The 15,674-nt window shown below is 71.1% G+C and carries 15 protein-coding genes, 1 other RNA gene and 1 pseudogene; 15 read left to right on the plus strand and 2 right to left on the minus strand.

Going from position 1 to position 15,674, the window contains the following annotated elements; genetic code table 11:
• The 15 genes and pseudogenes from pheS (at nt 1) to VKN16_03345 (ending at nt 13,231) form a co-directional block, all read left to right on the plus strand.
• The gene (gene pheS, locus VKN16_03275) at nt 1-1,044 is read left to right on the plus strand and encodes a phenylalanine--tRNA ligase subunit alpha (GenBank protein HME93228.1); all 1,044 of its coding nucleotides are present in this window, start codon (nt 1-3) and stop codon (nt 1,042-1,044) included.
• Complete coding sequence (gene pheT / locus VKN16_03280; GenBank protein HME93229.1) at nt 1,041-3,476, plus strand: phenylalanine--tRNA ligase subunit beta; 2,436 nt, start codon at nt 1,041-1,043, stop codon at nt 3,474-3,476. The genes pheS and pheT overlap by 4 nt, the downstream gene beginning before the upstream one ends.
• An 11-nt stretch (nt 3,477-3,487) precedes the next feature.
• Nucleotides 3,488-3,733 carry a cell division protein ZapB gene (gene zapB, locus VKN16_03285; protein HME93230.1) on the plus strand — a complete coding sequence of 82 codons (246 nt, stop codon included), beginning with the start codon at nt 3,488-3,490 and terminating at the stop codon, nt 3,731-3,733.
• 59 nt (nt 3,734-3,792) lie between these two features.
• Entirely contained in the window at nt 3,793-4,095 is a 303-nt protein-coding gene (locus VKN16_03290) for a cell division protein ZapA (GenBank protein ID HME93231.1), read from the plus strand.
• 43 nt (nt 4,096-4,138) lie between these two features.
• A non-coding RNA gene (gene ssrS, locus VKN16_03295) (6S RNA) lies at nt 4,139-4,322 on the plus strand.
• Between the two features lie 165 nt (nt 4,323-4,487).
• Nucleotides 4,488-6,095 (plus strand): ribonuclease Y, encoded by a 1,608-nt coding sequence (gene rny / locus VKN16_03300; GenBank protein ID HME93232.1) that lies wholly within the window; start codon nt 4,488-4,490, stop codon nt 6,093-6,095.
• Nucleotides 6,096-6,103: 8 nt separating this feature from the next.
• On the plus strand, nt 6,104-6,886 hold the full coding sequence (locus VKN16_03305) for a TIGR00282 family metallophosphoesterase (protein HME93233.1): 783 nt from the start codon (nt 6,104-6,106) through the stop codon (nt 6,884-6,886).
• A gap of 7 nt (nt 6,887-6,893) precedes the next feature.
• Entirely contained in the window at nt 6,894-7,745 is an 852-nt protein-coding gene (gene folD / locus VKN16_03310; GenBank protein HME93234.1) for a bifunctional methylenetetrahydrofolate dehydrogenase/methenyltetrahydrofolate cyclohydrolase FolD, read from the plus strand.
• 41 nt (nt 7,746-7,786) lie between these two features.
• Nucleotides 7,787-8,179, plus strand: a complete 393-nt coding sequence (locus VKN16_03315) for an endonuclease domain-containing protein (protein HME93235.1) — start codon at nt 7,787-7,789, stop codon at nt 8,177-8,179.
• On the plus strand, nt 8,176-9,534 hold the full coding sequence (gene xseA / locus VKN16_03320) for an exodeoxyribonuclease VII large subunit (protein ID HME93236.1): 1,359 nt from the start codon (nt 8,176-8,178) through the stop codon (nt 9,532-9,534). Before VKN16_03315 ends, xseA begins: the two co-directional genes overlap by 4 nt.
• Nucleotides 9,515-9,754 (plus strand): exodeoxyribonuclease VII small subunit, encoded by a 240-nt coding sequence (locus tag VKN16_03325; protein ID HME93237.1) that lies wholly within the window; start codon nt 9,515-9,517, stop codon nt 9,752-9,754. Before xseA ends, VKN16_03325 begins: the two co-directional genes overlap by 20 nt.
• Complete coding sequence (locus VKN16_03330) at nt 9,751-10,638, plus strand: farnesyl diphosphate synthase (protein ID HME93238.1); 888 nt, start codon at nt 9,751-9,753, stop codon at nt 10,636-10,638. Before VKN16_03325 ends, VKN16_03330 begins: the two co-directional genes overlap by 4 nt.
• A 3-nt stretch (nt 10,639-10,641) precedes the next feature.
• Nucleotides 10,642-11,928, plus strand: coding sequence for a phosphopyruvate hydratase (eno, locus tag VKN16_03335; protein HME93239.1), 1,287 nt, complete (start codon nt 10,642-10,644; stop codon nt 11,926-11,928).
• Nucleotides 11,925-12,215, plus strand: a complete 291-nt coding sequence (locus tag VKN16_03340) for a septum formation initiator family protein (protein ID HME93240.1) — start codon at nt 11,925-11,927, stop codon at nt 12,213-12,215. The genes eno and VKN16_03340 overlap by 4 nt, the downstream gene beginning before the upstream one ends.
• Nucleotides 12,216-12,304: 89 nt before the next feature.
• Nucleotides 12,305-13,231 (plus strand): annotated as a pseudogene (locus VKN16_03345) (glycosyltransferase).
• A gap of 300 nt (nt 13,232-13,531) precedes the next feature.
• Here the strand turns inward: VKN16_03345 and VKN16_03350 are convergent.
• Both VKN16_03350 and VKN16_03355 read right to left on the minus strand, forming a co-directional pair.
• Nucleotides 13,532-15,088 (minus strand): DUF222 domain-containing protein, encoded by a 1,557-nt coding sequence (locus VKN16_03350; GenBank protein ID HME93241.1) that lies wholly within the window; start codon nt 15,086-15,088, stop codon nt 13,532-13,534.
• A gap of 216 nt (nt 15,089-15,304) precedes the next feature.
• Nucleotides 15,305-15,674 (minus strand): hypothetical protein (locus VKN16_03355; protein ID HME93242.1); only part of this gene is annotated, 370 nt, incomplete at its 5' end.

Consider the following 15,674-nt stretch of genomic DNA (forward strand, 5'->3'; position numbering starts at 1 on the left):
GTGGCGGAGGACCCGCGGGTCCAGGAGGTCCTCGAGCGGGCCCTGGCGGAGGTCGCCGGGGCCCGCTCCACGTCCGACCTCGAGCAGGTGCGGGTGCGCGTGCTCGGGCGGGCGGGTCAGCTCACCGCCGTGCTGCGCTCGCTCGGCGGCATCCCGGCGGCCGAGCGGCCGAAGGTCGGCGAGCAGGCCAACCGGGCCAAGACCGAGATCGAGGCCGCCATCGCGGCGCGCCTCGAGTCGCTGAGGGCGGAGGAGCATCGCCGCACGCTCGAGATCGACCGGCCCGATCTCACGCTGCCCGGGCGGGGGCCCATCCCGGGGCCGGTCCATCCGATCACCCGGGTGACCGAGGAGATCATCGAGGTGTTCGAGGGGCTCGGCTTCTCGGTCGCGGAAGGCCCCGAGGTCGAGTCGGACTACTACAACTTCGCCGCGCTCAACTTCCCCGTCGACCATCCCGCGCGCGACATGCAGGACACCTTTCACCTCTCCGCGGACACGCTGCTGCGTACGCACACCTCGCCGGTGCAGATCCGCACCATGAAGGCACAGCGGCCGCCGGTGCGGGTGATCTGCCTGGGCAAGGTCTACCGGCGCGACATCCTGGACGCCACCCACTCGCCGATGTTCCACCAGGTCGAGGGGCTCGCGGTGGATCGGCACATCACCATGGCCGATCTGAAGGCCACGCTGCAGCTCTTCGCGCGCGAGATGTTCGGGCCGCGCTCGGCGGTGCGCTTCCGGCCGTCGTTCTTTCCGTTCACCGAGCCCTCCGCCGAGGTGGACGTGCGCTGCTTCAAGTGCGGCGGCGACGGGTGCCGCTTCTGCAGGGAATCGGGCTGGCTCGAGATCCTGGGCTCCGGGATGGTGCACCCCAACGTGCTCCGCAACGTCGGCTACGACCCGGAAGAGGTCACCGGCTGGGCCTTCGGCATGGGGATCGATCGCATCGCCCTGCTCAAGTACGAGATCGACGACATCCGGCTCTTCTTCGACAACGATCTGCGCTTCCTGCAGCAGTTCGCGGGGCTGCCCGGCCGGTGAAGATCACCTACCGGTGGCTTCAGGAGTTCGTCGAGACCGATCTCGACGCGCGCGCGGTGGCCGACCGCCTCACCAACGCGGGCATCGGCGTCGAGCAGGTGGCCCCGGTGGTGGAGGGCCTGTCCGGAGTGGTGGTCGGCGAGATCGAGGCGATCGAGCGCGATCTCGGGGTGAGCGCGGCCGGTCATCACAATCGGCTCGTGCGCGTGGCGCTGCCCGACCGCCACTTCTCGGTGGTGTGCGGCGCGCCCAACGCCGCGGTCGGCGGGCGGGCCGCCTTCGCGCCGCCCGGGGCGCGGCTGCCCGGCCTGGGCGAGGTGAAAGCGGCGAGGATCCGCGGCGTCGTCTCGGAGGGCATCCTGTGCTCCGAGAAGGAGCTCGGGGTCAGCGACGACCACAGCGGCATCCTGCTGCTGCCCGCCGAGGCCCCGCGGGGCGCGGATCTCTCGACCTACCTCGGGCTCGACGACTGGATCCTCGACATCGAGATCACGCCCAACCGCCCGGACGCGCTCTCGGTGGTGGGCGTGGCCCGCGAGGTGGCGGCCCTGACCGGGGCGCCGTTCCGCTTCCCCAAGGTCGCGGTCGCGGAGGGGGAGACCGAGGCGTCCGCGCTGGCCGCCCTGGACATCGAGGCCACCGACCTGTGTCCGCGGTTCTGCGCCCGCGTGATCACCGGCCTCACCGTGAAGCCGTCGCCGCCGTGGCTGGCCCAGCGCCTGCGCGCGGTGGGTCTGCGCCCGATCAACAACCTGGTCGACGTGACCAACTACATCATGTGGGAGATGGGCCAGCCGCTGCACGCGTTCGACCTCGACGCGCTGGCCCAGCACACCGTGGTGGTGCGCCGGGCCCGCCCGGGCGAGCGGATCAAGACCCTGGACGGCCAGGAGCGCGCGCTCGGCCCCGACATGGCGATGGTGTGCGATCCCGAGCGCGCGGTTGGCATCGGCGGGGTGATGGGCGGGGCCGATAGCGAGGTGACCGCGTCGACCACCCGCGTGCTCCTCGAAGCCGCGTACTGGGATCCGGGCTCGATCCGTCGGACGTCGAGGGCGCTCGGGCTCTCCACCGATGCCGCGTATCGATTCGAGCGCGGCGGCGATGTCGAGGCGCCGCCCGACGTGCTGGCCCGCGCCGCGCAGCTCATGGTCGATCTGGGCGGCGGCGCGGTCGCGCGCGGCGTGCTCGACGCCTATCCGGCGCCGCGGCCGCACCGTCGCCTCGGGCTCCGTCTGGCTCGGGTGGAGCGGGTCATCGGCGCGAGCCCCTCGCGCGAGGAGGCGGTGCGGATCCTGCAGGCCCTGGGCTTCGCGGTCGACGACTCGGGCGAGGAGCTGCAGGTGGTGGTGCCGAGCTTCCGCCGCGACGTCCACCAGGAGGACGACCTCGTCGAGGAGATCACCCGGATCTGGGGCTACGACAAGATCCCGCTCACCCTGGCCGGGGGCGGCGAGATCATCCCGGTCAAGCGTCCGCCGGGCCTGCGGGTGGCGCGGGCGATGAGCCGGGCGCTGAACGCGGCCGGCCTCTACGAGTGCGTGAGCTGGAGCTTCGTGGACCCGGACCGGCTCGCGCGCATGGGCTGGCGCGACCCGTCGGCGCTGATCCCGCTGCAGAACCCGCTCTCGGTCGAGCGGTCGGTGCTGCGGCCCTCGCTGCTGCCCGGGCTGCTCGAGATCCTCGCCATCAACGCGAACCGGCAGACGCCCGACGCGCGCCTGTTCGAGGTGGGCCACGTCTTCGCGCCGCATCGTCCGGAGGACGGCGACCGGCCCGCCCACGAGGATCTGCGCCTCGGCATCGCGCTGACCGGTCTGCGCGCGCCGCGCGCCTGGTTCAACCCCGCGCGCGAGCGGGTCGACGTCTACGACGCCAAGGGCATGGCGCAGGCCGCGCTGGCCGCGGCCGGGGTCACCGACGCCGACACCGTGCCGTTCGCGGACGATCGCGCGCCCGCGTACCTCGAGCCCGGGCGCGCGGCCCGGCTCGTGCGCGGCGGGCAAGAGCTGGGCTACTTCGGGGAGGCGTCGCGCGCGGCGCGCGAGGCGTTCGATCTGCCCGCGCCGGTCTTCGTGGCCGAGCTGTCGGTGACGACGCTGGCCGCGCTCCCGCCCGCGACCGCGCGCTACGAGCCGCTGCCGCGCTTCCCGGCCGTCCAGCGGGATCTGGCGATCGTGGTGGGCGCCGACGTGACCGCGGGGCAGGTGGAGGCGGCGATTCGCGGCATGAACCTGCCACTGCTCACCCGCATCAGTCTCTTCGACGTGTACACTGGCGGCCAGGTCGGCGCGGGCAAGCGCAGTCTCGCCTGGAGCCTCACGTTCCAGGCACCCGATCGCACCCTCACCGACGCGGAGGTGAACCGGCTGCACGAGCGGATCGTGGCCGAGATCGCGCGGCGCTTCCAGGCCGAGGTGCGCGGCGCATGACGGAGGAGGCGATGGCCGAAGGGCTGGTGGAGCGGCTCGAGCAGCTCGAGAAGTCGGTGCGGCGGGCCGCCGAGACGATCACGCGGCTGCGCAAGGAGCGCGACGGCCTGCAGGCCAAGGTGGCCGGCCTCGAGGCCAAGCTCACCGGCGCGGACGGCGATCGTGCCGAGCTGGCGAGCCTGCGGCAGGAGCGGAAGGAAGTGCTGGCGCAGGTCGACGGCATTCTCAAGGAGCTGGACCGCCTGGACATTCAGTAAGCTGCTTGGCGAGGTGCAGCCGAGGCGAGCCGAGCGAATACACAAAGAGGTTCAACGCCATGGCCGAGAAACAGCGCGTCGACATCGAGATCCTGGGCCAGAAGTATCCGATCCGTAGCGAGGAGGCGCCCGACTACGTCCGTCAGCTCGCGTCCTTCGTCGACCGGCGGGCGCGCGAGATCCGGGGCGACGCGCCCGGCCAGGACTCGGTGCGCGTGCTCGCCCTCGCCGCGCTCGACATCACCGACGAGCTGTTCCGCCTGCGCGACGAGCGGAAGGAGCAGGATGTCGACCAGAAGGACGTGAGCGCCCGTCTCGGCGCACTGCGGCAATTGCTCGACGCCGTCGTGCCGGAGAAGTGAACGGATTCGCTTGACCCGCCCGCGGGGCCGGGAGTACACAGAAGAGGCCCTGCGCTGTTCGTGATGTCGGGGGGAAGTTTCAACCTCGTTTAAAGATTGGGAGCCGCTCACGAGGGTGGTGCGCATGCCCCTCACGAGAGGGGAAGCCTGAAGCCCTCCATTTTGGCGCCCACCTGGTACATACCAGGTTCGAAACACCGTCGGCACACGGCAGAGGCGGGGCACCTTCCTCTCGGCCACCCGGAGCGTCCGTAACCGCGGCCACGCTCTCCCCGTTCGTTGACATTGCTCTCCCGCGGCGCCTATAATTCGTCAACTTTAGCGGCTATTTGCCGCTCGCCGCCTCGAGTGCACATGATCCGGACCGGGTCATTCCCGGGATGGAGTGATCGATGAACGCCACGCTGTGGCTGGTGGTCCTGCTTCCGATCGTCGCGATCCTGGGGCTCTTCGTCGGATATTTCGGCGCGCGCAGCGCCACCGCGCGCACCCTCGGCGATGCGGAGACCCGCGCCACGCGCATCGTCGACGACGCCAAGCGCCTGGTCGACCAGGCCCGCAGCGAGGCCGACGCCAAGCTCCGCGAGGCGGACACGAAGATCCGCGCGGCCGAGCTCGAGGCCAAGGAGCTGGCGCTGCGCGTGCGCGCGGAGCTGGACCAGGAATCCCGCCACCGGCAGCGCGAGATGCAGGAGGTCGAGCGCCGCGTCGTGCAGCAGGAGGAGCAGCTCGGTCGGCGGCTCGATCAGCTCGACCGGCGGGAGACCGACTTCCAGAACCGCGACCGCGCCATGGTCGAGCGCGAGCGGAGCCTCGGGGAGAAGGAGACGCGCCTCGGCTCCGCCCTGGAGGAGCAGCGCCGCAAGCTCGAGTCCATCGCCGGGCTCACCACCGAGGAAGCCAAGCGGCAGGTGCTGGCCCAGGCCGAGCTCGACGCCCGGCGGGAGGCGCAGCTGCTGGGCATGCGTCTCGAGGAGGAAGCCCGCCAGACCGCGCACGTGAAGGCCAAGGAGGTGCTGGCCACCACCATCCAGCGCCTGGCCCCGGACTACACGGTGGAGACCGCGGTGTCCATCGTCGACCTGCCCTCCGACGACATGAAGGGCCGCATCATCGGCCGCGAGGGCCGCAACATCCGGGCGCTCGAAGGCTTCACCGGCGTGGACCTGATCGTGGACGACACCCCGGAGGCGGTGCTCATCTCCGCCTACGATCCGTACCGCCGCGAGATCGCCCGGCTGGCCCTGCAGCGGCTCATCGCCGACGGGCGGATCCATCCCGCCCGCATCGAGGAAGTGGTGGAGAAGGTCAAGAAGGAGATGGAGCAGCACCTGCGCGAGGAGGGCGACAAAGCCTGCTTCGAGGTGGGCGTGCACGGGCTCCATCCCGAGCTGATCAAGCTGGTGGGGCGCATGAAGTTCCGCACCTCCTACGGGCAGAACTGCCTGCAGCACTCCAAGGAGGTCGCGTGGCTGGCCGGCATGATGGCAGCCGAGATCGGGGCCGACGTGCAGCTGGCCAAGCGCATGGGCCTGCTCCACGACATCGGCAAGGCATTGACCCACGAGCAGGAGGGAAGCCACCCCGAGCTGTCGCTGCAGGTGCTCACCAAGTACAACGAGTCCTCGCAGGTGATCAACGCGGCCCTGTGCGGCCACGAGAACGTCGAGCCCGAGACGATCGAGGCGGTGCTCACCGAGGCGGCCGACGGCATCTCCGCCGCGCGGCCGGGCGCCCGGCGCGACGTGCTCGAGAGCTACATCAAGCGCCTGGCCAAGCTGGAAGAGATCGCCATGTCCTACAAGGGCGTGGAGCTGTGCTACGCGATCCAGGCCGGGCGCGAGCTGCGGGTGATGACCAAGGCCGAGCAGATCTCGGATCTGGACGCCCATCAGCTCGCCAAGGACATCTCCAAGCGGATCGAGGCCGAGATGCAGTACCCCGGCCACATCAAGGTGGTGGTGATCCGCGAGACGCGCGCCGTCGAGGTGGCGAAGTGACCAAGCCCCTGACGATCATCTGCGTCGGCGACGTCTTCGGCGAGCCGGGCCGGCGCGCGGTGCAGGTGCTGCTGCCGCGGCTGAAGAAGCAGCATCAGGCCGACTTCACGGTGGTCAACGTGGAGAACTCGGCCTCCGGCTTCGGGGTGACCCCGACGATCGCCCGGGCCTTCCTCGAGCAGGGCGTGGACGTGATGACCTCCGGCAATCACATCTGGGACAAGAAGGAGATCATCGAGTACATCGTCAAGGAGAACCTGCTCCTGCGCCCCGCCAACTATCCGCCGGGCACGCCGGGAGCGGGCTCCATCGTGGTGAAGGCGGGGCCTCACCGGGTGGCGGTGCTGAACCTGATGGGCCGCGTCTTCCTGCCCCAGCTCGATTGCCCGTTCCGCAAGGCCAGCGAGGAAGTCGAGCGGCTGCGCGCGGAGACGCCGATCATCGTGGTGGACATGCACGCCGAGGCCACCTCGGAGTCGCAGGCCATGGGCTGGCACCTCGACGGGCGGGTGAGCGCGGTGGTCGGCACCCACCGCCACGTGCAGACCGCGGACGAGCGCCTCATGCCCAAGGGCACCGCCTATATCACCGATCTGGGCCTCACCGGGCCGGTCGACTCGGTGATCGGCGTGGACCCCGAGCTGGCGCTGGGGCGCTTCATCAGCCAGATGCCCAATCGCTTCGAGCCCGCCAAGGGCCCGGCCATGCTCCAGGGCGTGGTGATCCGTATCGATCCCGACACCGGTCGCGGGCTGTCCATCGAGCGTCTGCGCGTTCCTCTCGCCGACTGACGGTGTCGTGCAGATACTGAGCGGCAAGGAGGTCGCGGCGAAGGTCCTGGCCGAGGTGAAGGCCGACGTCGCGGCGCTCCGAGAGACGACCGGCGTCCAGCCCACCCTCGCGGTGATCCTCGTCGGCGACGATCCCGCCTCGCAGATCTACGTGCGCAACAAGAAGCGCGCGGCGGACGACGTCGGCATCAACGCGCGCGACTATCTCTTCCCGCAGGGCTGCGCCCAGGCCGAGCTGCTCGAGACCATCGCCGGGATCAACCGCGACCCCTCCGTCCACGGCGTGCTGCTGCAGCTCCCGCTGCCCAAGGGCATGGATGAGGACCAGGCGGTCGCGGCCATCGCGCCCGAGAAGGACGCCGACGGCCTGCATCCCACCAATCTGGGCCGGCTGCTCGCGGGCAAGCCGGGCGCGATCCCGTGCACGCCGGCCGGCTGCATCGAGATCCTCGACCACTATGGCATTGCCATCGAGGGCGCCGAGGCGGTGGTGGTGGGCCGTTCGCGTCTGGTCGGCAAGCCGCTGGCCCAGCTGCTGCTCGCGCGTCACGCCACCGTGACCATGTGTCACACGCGCACGCGCGACCTGGCCGCGCATTGCCGGCGCGCCGACATCCTGTGCGTGGCCGCCGGCCGACCCGGCGTGATCACCGGGGACATGGTGCGCGACGGCGCGGTGGTCATCGACGTGGGCGTCAACCGTCTGCCCACCGGCAAGGTCACCGGCGACGTGCAGTTCGACTCGGTGAGCCCCAAGGCGCGCGCGATCACCCCGGTCCCGGGCGGCGTCGGCCCCATGACCGTCGCGATGCTCATGCGCAACACCGCCCGCGCGGCCCGCCGCCAGCTCACCCGATGACGACGCGACTTTCACCCTCTCCCCTCTGGGGAGAGGGCAGGGTGAGGGGCGCGGTCTGCGAGACCCCGCGCGACTACGCACGCGGTCTCCGTCGGAGGCAGACGGATGCGGAACGCCGGCTATGGTTCCGGCTGCGCGACCGACGCCTCTTCGGCGTGAAGTTCTCACGCCAGGTGCCCATCGGGCCGTACGTGGCCGATTTCTGCTGCCGCGAGCAGAGGCTCGTCGTCGAGTTAGACGGTGGTCAGCACGCACTCAGCGCGGCGGACGATGCCTCGCGCAGCGAAGATCTCGCGCGTCTCGGCTATCGCGTCCTTCGTTTCTGGAATCACGACGTGCTGGGCAAGGCCATTGCTCGGGCGCTCGGCCGTCTCGACAACCGCCCCTCACCCCGGCCCTCTCCCCGGGAGGGAGAGGGAGAAGAGGGGCGATGAGCGAGCGGGTCGTCTGCACGGTCAGCGAGCTCGTGCTGCGGATCAAGGAGACGCTCGAGGATCGCTTCCCCGCGGTGTGGGTGGAGGGCGAGATCAGCAATCTGCGTATCCCGTCGTCGGGGCACGTGTACTTCACCCTCAAGGACGACGGCGCCCAGCTGCGCTGCGTGCTGTTCCGCAGTCGCGGCCGCCGGGTCGCGTTCCAGCCGGAGGACGGCATGCAGGTGCTGGCCTTCGGCGGCCTCGACGTGTACGCCGCGCGGGGCGAGTACCAGCTGATCGTCGAGCTGCTGGAGCCCAAGGGCGTGGGCGCGCTGCAGCTCGCCTTCGAGCAGCTCAAGCGCAGGCTCGAGGCCGAGGGCCTCTTCGAGGCGGGGCGCAAGCGCGCGCTGCCGCCCTTCCCGCGGACGATCGGCATCGTGACCTCGCCCACCGGGGCGGCCATCCGCGACATGCTCCACGTCATCGGCCGTCGCTTCGCGGACCTGCGGGTGCTGATCACCCCGGTGCGCGTGCAGGGCGAGGAGGCGCCGGGCGAGATCGTGCGCGCGCTGCGCGACCTGCAGGAGGTCCCGGAGCTGGACGTGGTGATCGTCGGCCGCGGGGGCGGCTCGATCGAGGATCTGTGGGCCTTCAACGACGAGCGGGTGGCCCGCGCGATCTCGGCCTGCCGCGTTCCGGTGATCTCGGCGGTGGGCCACGAGACCGACTTCACCATCGCCGACTTCGTGGCCGACCTCCGGGCGCCCACGCCGTCGGCGGCCGCCGAGGTGGTGGTGCGGGAGAAGCTGCACGTGATCCGCGCCCTCTGCGACATGTACGACACGCTCAAGCAGGCGATGGCGGCGCGCCTCGCCCGCGAGCGCCAGCGGATCGACTCGCTGGGCCGGCGGCGCGTGCTGACCGATGCGGCGCGCGCGCTCCGCGATTGGCACCGCCGCCTCGACGAGCTGAGCACGCGCCTCGCCCTCGGCGCGCGCGCCAATCGCCGGCTCGGCGAGCACCGCCTGTCGCTGGCCAGAAACGCCTTGCGCTCTCTCAATCCGGTGGCTAGGATTGCCAACGGCACGGTGGTTCTCGCGCAGCTGCGCGTCCGGCTCGCGTCGGCGGGCGCAAACCGCGCGAAGACCGCGCGTCATCGATTGGACGCCGCGGTGGGACAGCTCGACAGCCTGTCGCCCCTGGCCGTGCTCGGACGGGGCTATAGCTTGACCCGGCTGCTGCCTTCCGGCGCGATCGTGCGCAGTGCCGCGCAGACGCGCCCCGGTGACGCCATCGAGATCCTGCTGCGCGAGGGCGCCCTGGACGCCCGGGTGGAGCGGCTCAAGGAACGGGATGACCGACCTCAAGTTTGAAGCGGCGCTGCAACGGCTCGAGCAGATCGTGGACCAGCTCGAGGCGGGTAATCTCTCCCTGGAGGAGTCGCTCCAGGTCTTCGAGGAAGGCGTCGGGCTGGCCCGTCGCTGCGGCAAGTATCTCGACGACGCCGAGAAGCGCATCGAGACCCTGACCCGGGACGAGACCGGCGTGCTGCGGACGGCGCCGTTCGATCTCGCCGACGACGAGCGCGCATGAGCTTCGATCTCGACGCGTACATGAAGGAGCGCCTGGCCGCGGTCGACGCCGCCCTCGACGTCTTCCTGCCCCCCGAGACCCAGCGGCCGGAGACCCTGCACAAGGCGATGCGCTACAGCGTGTTCGCGGGCGGCAAGCGGCTCCGGCCGATCCTGGTGATGGCCGGCGCGGAGGCGGTGGGCGGCGCGGCCGAGCAGGTGATACCGACGGCCTGCGCGATGGAGCTGATCCACACGTATTCGCTCGTGCACGACGACCTGCCCGCGATGGACAACGACGACTTCCGCCGCGGCGTCCCCACCAACCACAAGGTCTTCGGCGAGGCCACCGCGATCCTCGCGGGCGACGCGCTGCTGACCCTCGCCTTCCGCCTGGTCGCCGACAACGTGCGCCAGACCAACCGGAGCGCGCTGGAGGTCGTCGTGGACATCGCGGACGCGGCCGGCCACGGCGGCATGGTGGCCGGCCAGGTCGCCGACCTCGAGGCCGAAGGCCGGCAGGTCGGCGCCGAGACGGTGGATTACATCCACACCCACAAGACCGGCGCGCTCATCCGCACGTCGCTGCGCGTGGGCGCGCGGCTCTGCGGCGCGACCGCCGAGCAGGTGCACACCCTCAGCGTGGCGGGCGCCGACCTCGGGCTGGCGTTCCAGATCGTCGACGACATCCTCGACGTGGTGGCCAGCTCGGAAGAGCTGGGCAAGACCGCGGGCAAGGACCAGATCCAGCAGAAGGCGACCTATCCCGCCATCCACGGCCTCGAGGCCTCCCGGGCCCGCGCGCGGGACCTCATCGACGAGGCCGACGCGGCGCTGGCCGCGCTGGGGCCCCGGGCCGAGCCCATTCGCGCCCTCGGGCGCTTCATCCTCGAGCGGAAGGCCTGAGCCATGTCCGAGATCCGTACGACCCACGCCCGTGAAGTGCTGGACTCGCGTGGCAACCCCACCGTCGAGGTCGACATGTGGCTCGATTCGGGCGCCTTCGGGCGCGCGATCGTGCCCTCGGGAGCCTCCACCGGCAAGCGCGAGGCGGTCGAGCTGCGTGACGACGACGACAACCGCTACGGCGGCAAGGGCGTGCGCCGTGCGGTGCAGAACGTCAACGAGGTGATCGCCCCCGAGATCGAGGGGCTCGAGGCCGGCGAGCAGGCCGCGCTCGACCGGGCGCTGCTGGAGCTGGACGGCACCCCGAACAAGTCGGGCCTCGGGGCCAACGCCCTGCTCGGCATCTCGCTGGCCGCCGCGCGCGCCTCGGCCGAGGACGCGGGCCTGCCGCTCTACCAGTATCTCGGTGGCCCCGGCGCGCGGATCCTGCCGGTGCCGCTGATGAACGTGCTCAACGGCGGCGCCCACGCCGACAACGGACTCGACATCCAGGAATTCATGCTGGTGCCCGCGGGCGCCGGCTCCTTCAGCGACGCCCTCCGCATGGGCGCAGAGATCTTCCACACGCTGAAGAAGCTCCTGAAAGACAAGGGGCTGTCGACCGGCGTGGGCGACGAGGGCGGCTTCGCCCCCGCGCTGGGCGGCAACGAGCCCGCGCTCGACTTCATGCTGCGGGCGATCGAGCGCGCGGGCTACCGGCCGGGCGAGGACGTGTGGCTCGCGCTCGACACCGCGGCCAGCGAGTTCGGCGAGCACGGCCGCTATCGGCTGCGCGCGGACAAGACCGAGAAGTCGAGCCAGGAGATGATCGGCTTCTACGAGACGCTCATGGGCCGCTACCCCATCTGCTCGATCGAGGACGGCCTCGCCGAGGACGACTGGGAGGGCTGGGGCGCGCTGACCCGGCGCATCGGCGGCCGGTGCCAGCTGGTGGGCGACGACGTGTTCGTCACCAACCCGGCCATCCTGCAGGAGGGCATCCGCAAGGGCATCGCCAACGCGATCCTCATCAAGGTGAACCAGATCGGCACGCTGACCGAGACGCTCGAGGCGGTCGAGCTGGCCAAGCGCGCGGGCTACGGCACCGTGATCTCCCACCGCTCCGGCGAGACCGAGGACGCCTTCGTGGCCGATCTCGCGGTCGGGGTCAACGCGGGACAGATCAAGACCGGCTCGCTGGCCCGGGGGGAGCGCACCGCCAAGTACAACCAGCTGCTGCGCATCGAGGAGGAGCTGGGCGCGGCCGCCGTGTGGGCGGGCCGCGCCGTGTTCAGGAGCCTCGCTCAGTGAGCCCGCGCTCGCTGATCCTCGGACTGTTCGGCCTCGCGACCGTCATGATGCTGGCCTACGGCGGGCAGAGCCTGGCCCGGGTCTGGCACATGAAGACCGAGGTCGAGAGTCTCGAGCGCGAGATCTCCACGCTGCGCGCCGAGACCGGCCGGCTCACCGCGCTGGTCACGCGGCTGCGCAGCGATCCCGACTTCATCGAGCAGGTGGCCCGGGAGGACCTGGGCCTGGTGAAGCCGGGCGAGAAGGTGCTGAAGTTGCCGCCCTCTCCCGGGCAGAGGGGGCGCTAGCCCGCGTGGACCTCATCCCGTTCCTCTTCTTCATCGCGCTCTTCTTCAACATCCGCGCTTCCTTCAAGCTGGCCCTCGACTGGCGCGGCATGCTTGTCACCACCCGCTTCGTCCGCGAGGCCTACGCGCGCCTGGGCGAGCTCCCCAGCGAGGAGCGCCTCGAGCGGGAGCCGGCCGCCCCGGTGTTCCTGCACCTCGTGCCCGCATACCACGAGCCCGAGATCGCGGGCACCGTCGGCGCACTGGTGGCCTCGCGCTATCCGCACGAGCGCCTGCACGTGGTGGTGATCACGAAGGAGGAGGAGGAGCGGAACCCCCACCCGGGCATGGCCGCGAGCACCGGCGAGTTGGTGCGACGGCTGCGCGAGACGCTGCCGCCCTATCAGCAGAAGCGGCTCTTCCACGTGGCGATGCCGGGGCCCGGCCGCAAGGCCCACCAGCTCAACTGGGCGCTCCGGCCCGAGGTGCTGCGCGAGATCCTGAGCGAGGACGTCGACCCGCGACGCGTCTTCGTGGGCGTGAGCGACGCGGACTCGATCCCGGACCCCGACACCTATCGCTGTATCGCGCACCGCGAGCTGAGCGGGCAGGGAAGCCTCGCCTACCAGGGCATCCCGCTGTCGCTCGCGAACTACGACCGGCTGACCATTCGCGGGAAGATCTGCGCGATCCAGCAATCGTCGATCTTCATCCGGGTGTCGATCGCCCGGCTCCTGAACGAGGTCAAGCGCGTGCGGCTGCTCGGCCGGCTCACCGCGGCGCTGCCGCGGCTGGCCTGGCTGATCCGTCCCACGTTCGAGCTGTTCTTCCGCCGCGCGCAGATCTGCCTGGGCCACAACCAGTTCGTGCGCCTCGACCTCATGCAGGCGATCGGCGGCTTCCCGACCTCGGGCGCCACCGAGGACTCCACCCTCGGCTACGCGATCGGCCGTCGCGGCGTCCTGATGCAGGCGCTGCCGATGGTGGAGGTGACCGACCTGCCCGAGACGTCCGAGGGCGTGATCCGCCAGAACGCGCGCTGGTACACGGGGGTGATCGACGACATCCCGTACCTCTGGAACGCGTGGCGCACCGAGCCCACCGCGTTCAACTTCGCCCAGTTCGTGCGCCACCTCGGCAACAAGATGGTGGAGTGGCCGATCGCCGCCATCGTCTACCCGGCCACCGGCTGGCTCGGGTGGTACCTGGCCTACCACCACGAAGGCCACCGCTTCTGGTTCTACGTGGCCACCGGCGCGCCCACGATCTCGCTGCTGCTCACGGTGTGGGTGGGCGGGATCATGACCCAGGCCTTGATCGAGGACCTGCACCCGTACCTACCGCGCCCGGTGGACCTGCGCCGGAAGAGCCTGCAGGAGAAGTTCCTCGGCACGTTCCGCTGCCAGACCTACTGGCTGCTCGCCACGCGCGGCGCCTGGCGCGTGCTGTGGGCGCTGGCCCGCACCGGCCGCTACGAGCCGGCCAAGACCGACCGCGTCACCGGCCGGCGGCTGCGTCGCTCGCTCACGGGCTGACGTCACCGTCGATCCCCCGCCGGCCGGGCGCGGCCCCGGGTACAAGACGTCGATGGCCCAGCCCACGTCGAGCCGCTCGCCGGTCCAGCGGGCGCACGCCGTGCGCGGCTCGATGCGAATCTGTCGCGCCTCGTTCTCGGCGCGAATTGACTCGACGGGGTCAACTGGAACCACTGCCGGCGGCGGTACGTCCGGTAGCTCGCGACCATCCGGTCGCATGAGCTGAAATGCGCCGTCGGGATGGTGCACAACCCGGTATCCCTGCTCATGAACCGCTCGATGATGCCGCCGGCAGAGCGAGATCAGATTCGACAGCGTGGTCGGCCCGCCGTTCGCCCAATGCTGCACGTGGTGACCCTCCAGAATCCGCCCTCCGCAGCCCGGGAAGCGACACGCTCGATCGCGATGGTGGAGGGCGCGCCGCAACGCAGGCGGGATCGTGCGCGTGCGAGCGCCGACCTCGACGATCCGGCCATCCGCGTCGTGCCGCATCACCACGCGGCTCGCATCGCAGGCGAGACGCCGGGAAATTTCCGCGGAAATTCTTATCCCGCCTTCCAGGGCCGTTTGCCCCTCTTGCTCGGGATCCTCCAGGACCGCGGCGTCGACGTGGACCACGACCTGGTACCGCTCGCCCGGCGCACCCGGGTCCATCTCCTGGTGCAGCGCCGTCTCCGCCAGCAGCACCAGCGCGTCGGCCTGCTGCTGCGCCCGCGTCGGCGCCGTAGTGGCCGGGTCAGGCGCCGCGGTGGCCTCGGCGCGCCGGGCCCGCTGGTACAGGGCCTCGCGCGCAGCGTCGAGCGCCCGCACCAGCAGCGCGCCGGCCTCCGCGGTCAGCCGGCCGCGGATCACCACCGCGCCGTCCTCGTCGTGGCTCACGTGAAGGCCTCGGCTCGCATGCTGCCGGGCCGCCTCGCGGGCCTCGGCCCGCCGGTCCAACCGACGCCAGGCGCGGACGATCCGCTCGACGTGCGCCGCGGTATCGGCGCGGGCCACCTTCAGGAGCCGGGCCTCCGTCTCCGGAGTCGCCACGCGGGTCAGGGCGCGCACCTTGGCGTAGGACAGCTCGCCCCGGGCGAGGGCCTCGGCGAGCCGCGGCAGCGCTCCGAGCGCGTGGGCGACGCGAACGCGCTCGCGGGCGGCGCCCAGGTCCAGCCCCACGCGCCAGCTCAGCCACTCGGCGCAGGACCGGAAGCCGGTGTTCCAGCCGCCGCGGGCGTCGAAATCGCGGATGAGGGCGAGCAAGCGCGCGGTGGCGGCGTCGAGATGGGCGGACAGCTCGGCGATCTCGTCGCCGAGGCGATCCAGCTCGCGCACCCGCGGGGGATCTTCCAGCAATGCGAACGATGCGGTCGGCATGGCAGCGCCTCCTTCGGCTGCTCCGACTCTACACCGCGATACTGACGATGGCTGGGAGGCACGGCGTCGAGCGATTCACCACGGCAGAATGATTTTCGGTCGGACGCGCGATGAACGCGGTCCGGTGTGGCCGGGCGCGCGCCAGAGACCCTATCCGCCGCGCGTTGCTGCCGGCGAATCATGGTGCTTGGAAGACGCTGTCAAGTGTCTTTCGGCTCAGGCCAGCCGCCCGCGTGCGTCGCTCAGGATCGCGGCGAATTCACGGCACGCCTCAGCGAGGCCCGCGGGCGTCGAGAGATCGTGCGGTGCGGCCACCCATTGCTCCTCGTCCGCCGCCTCCGAGAGGTAGTGCGCGAGCCGGTGCGCCTGGAAGACCGGGCCGAGCTGGGCGAAGAGTCGGAGCGCCGCCTTCGAGCCACGGCTACGATGGATGCCGATCGTCCCGGCGAGGGTGGCCGGGTCGACCACGACGCCGACGTGGGCATCCCAGAACGGCTCGCCGCCCAGCGGCACGGCCACCCAGAAGAAGTGCGCGCCGCGTGCGCGGAGCCGCGGGACGGGCGGATCGTTGCCCTCCGCGAGCGCG

Source organism: Candidatus Methylomirabilota bacterium (assembly GCA_035315345.1).
Classification (GTDB): Bacteria; Methylomirabilota; Methylomirabilia; order Rokubacteriales; family CSP1-6; genus CAMLFJ01.

Coding starts and splice junctions, on each gene's coding strand:
- zapB (HME93230.1), top strand. CDS start 3,488: ATGGCCGAAGGGCTGGTGGAGCGGCTCGAGCAGCTCGAGAAGTCGGTG.
- VKN16_03290 (HME93231.1), top strand. CDS start 3,793: ATGGCCGAGAAACAGCGCGTCGACATCGAGATCCTGGGCCAGAAGTAT.
- rny (HME93232.1), top strand. CDS start 4,488: ATGAACGCCACGCTGTGGCTGGTGGTCCTGCTTCCGATCGTCGCGATC.
- xseA (HME93236.1), top strand. CDS start 8,176: ATGAGCGAGCGGGTCGTCTGCACGGTCAGCGAGCTCGTGCTGCGGATC.
- VKN16_03325 (HME93237.1), top strand. CDS start 9,515: ATGACCGACCTCAAGTTTGAAGCGGCGCTGCAACGGCTCGAGCAGATC.
- VKN16_03330 (HME93238.1), top strand. CDS start 9,751: ATGAGCTTCGATCTCGACGCGTACATGAAGGAGCGCCTGGCCGCGGTC.
- eno (HME93239.1), top strand. CDS start 10,642: ATGTCCGAGATCCGTACGACCCACGCCCGTGAAGTGCTGGACTCGCGT.
- VKN16_03350 (HME93241.1), bottom strand. CDS start 15,088: ATGCCGACCGCATCGTTCGCATTGCTGGAAGATCCCCCGCGGGTGCGC.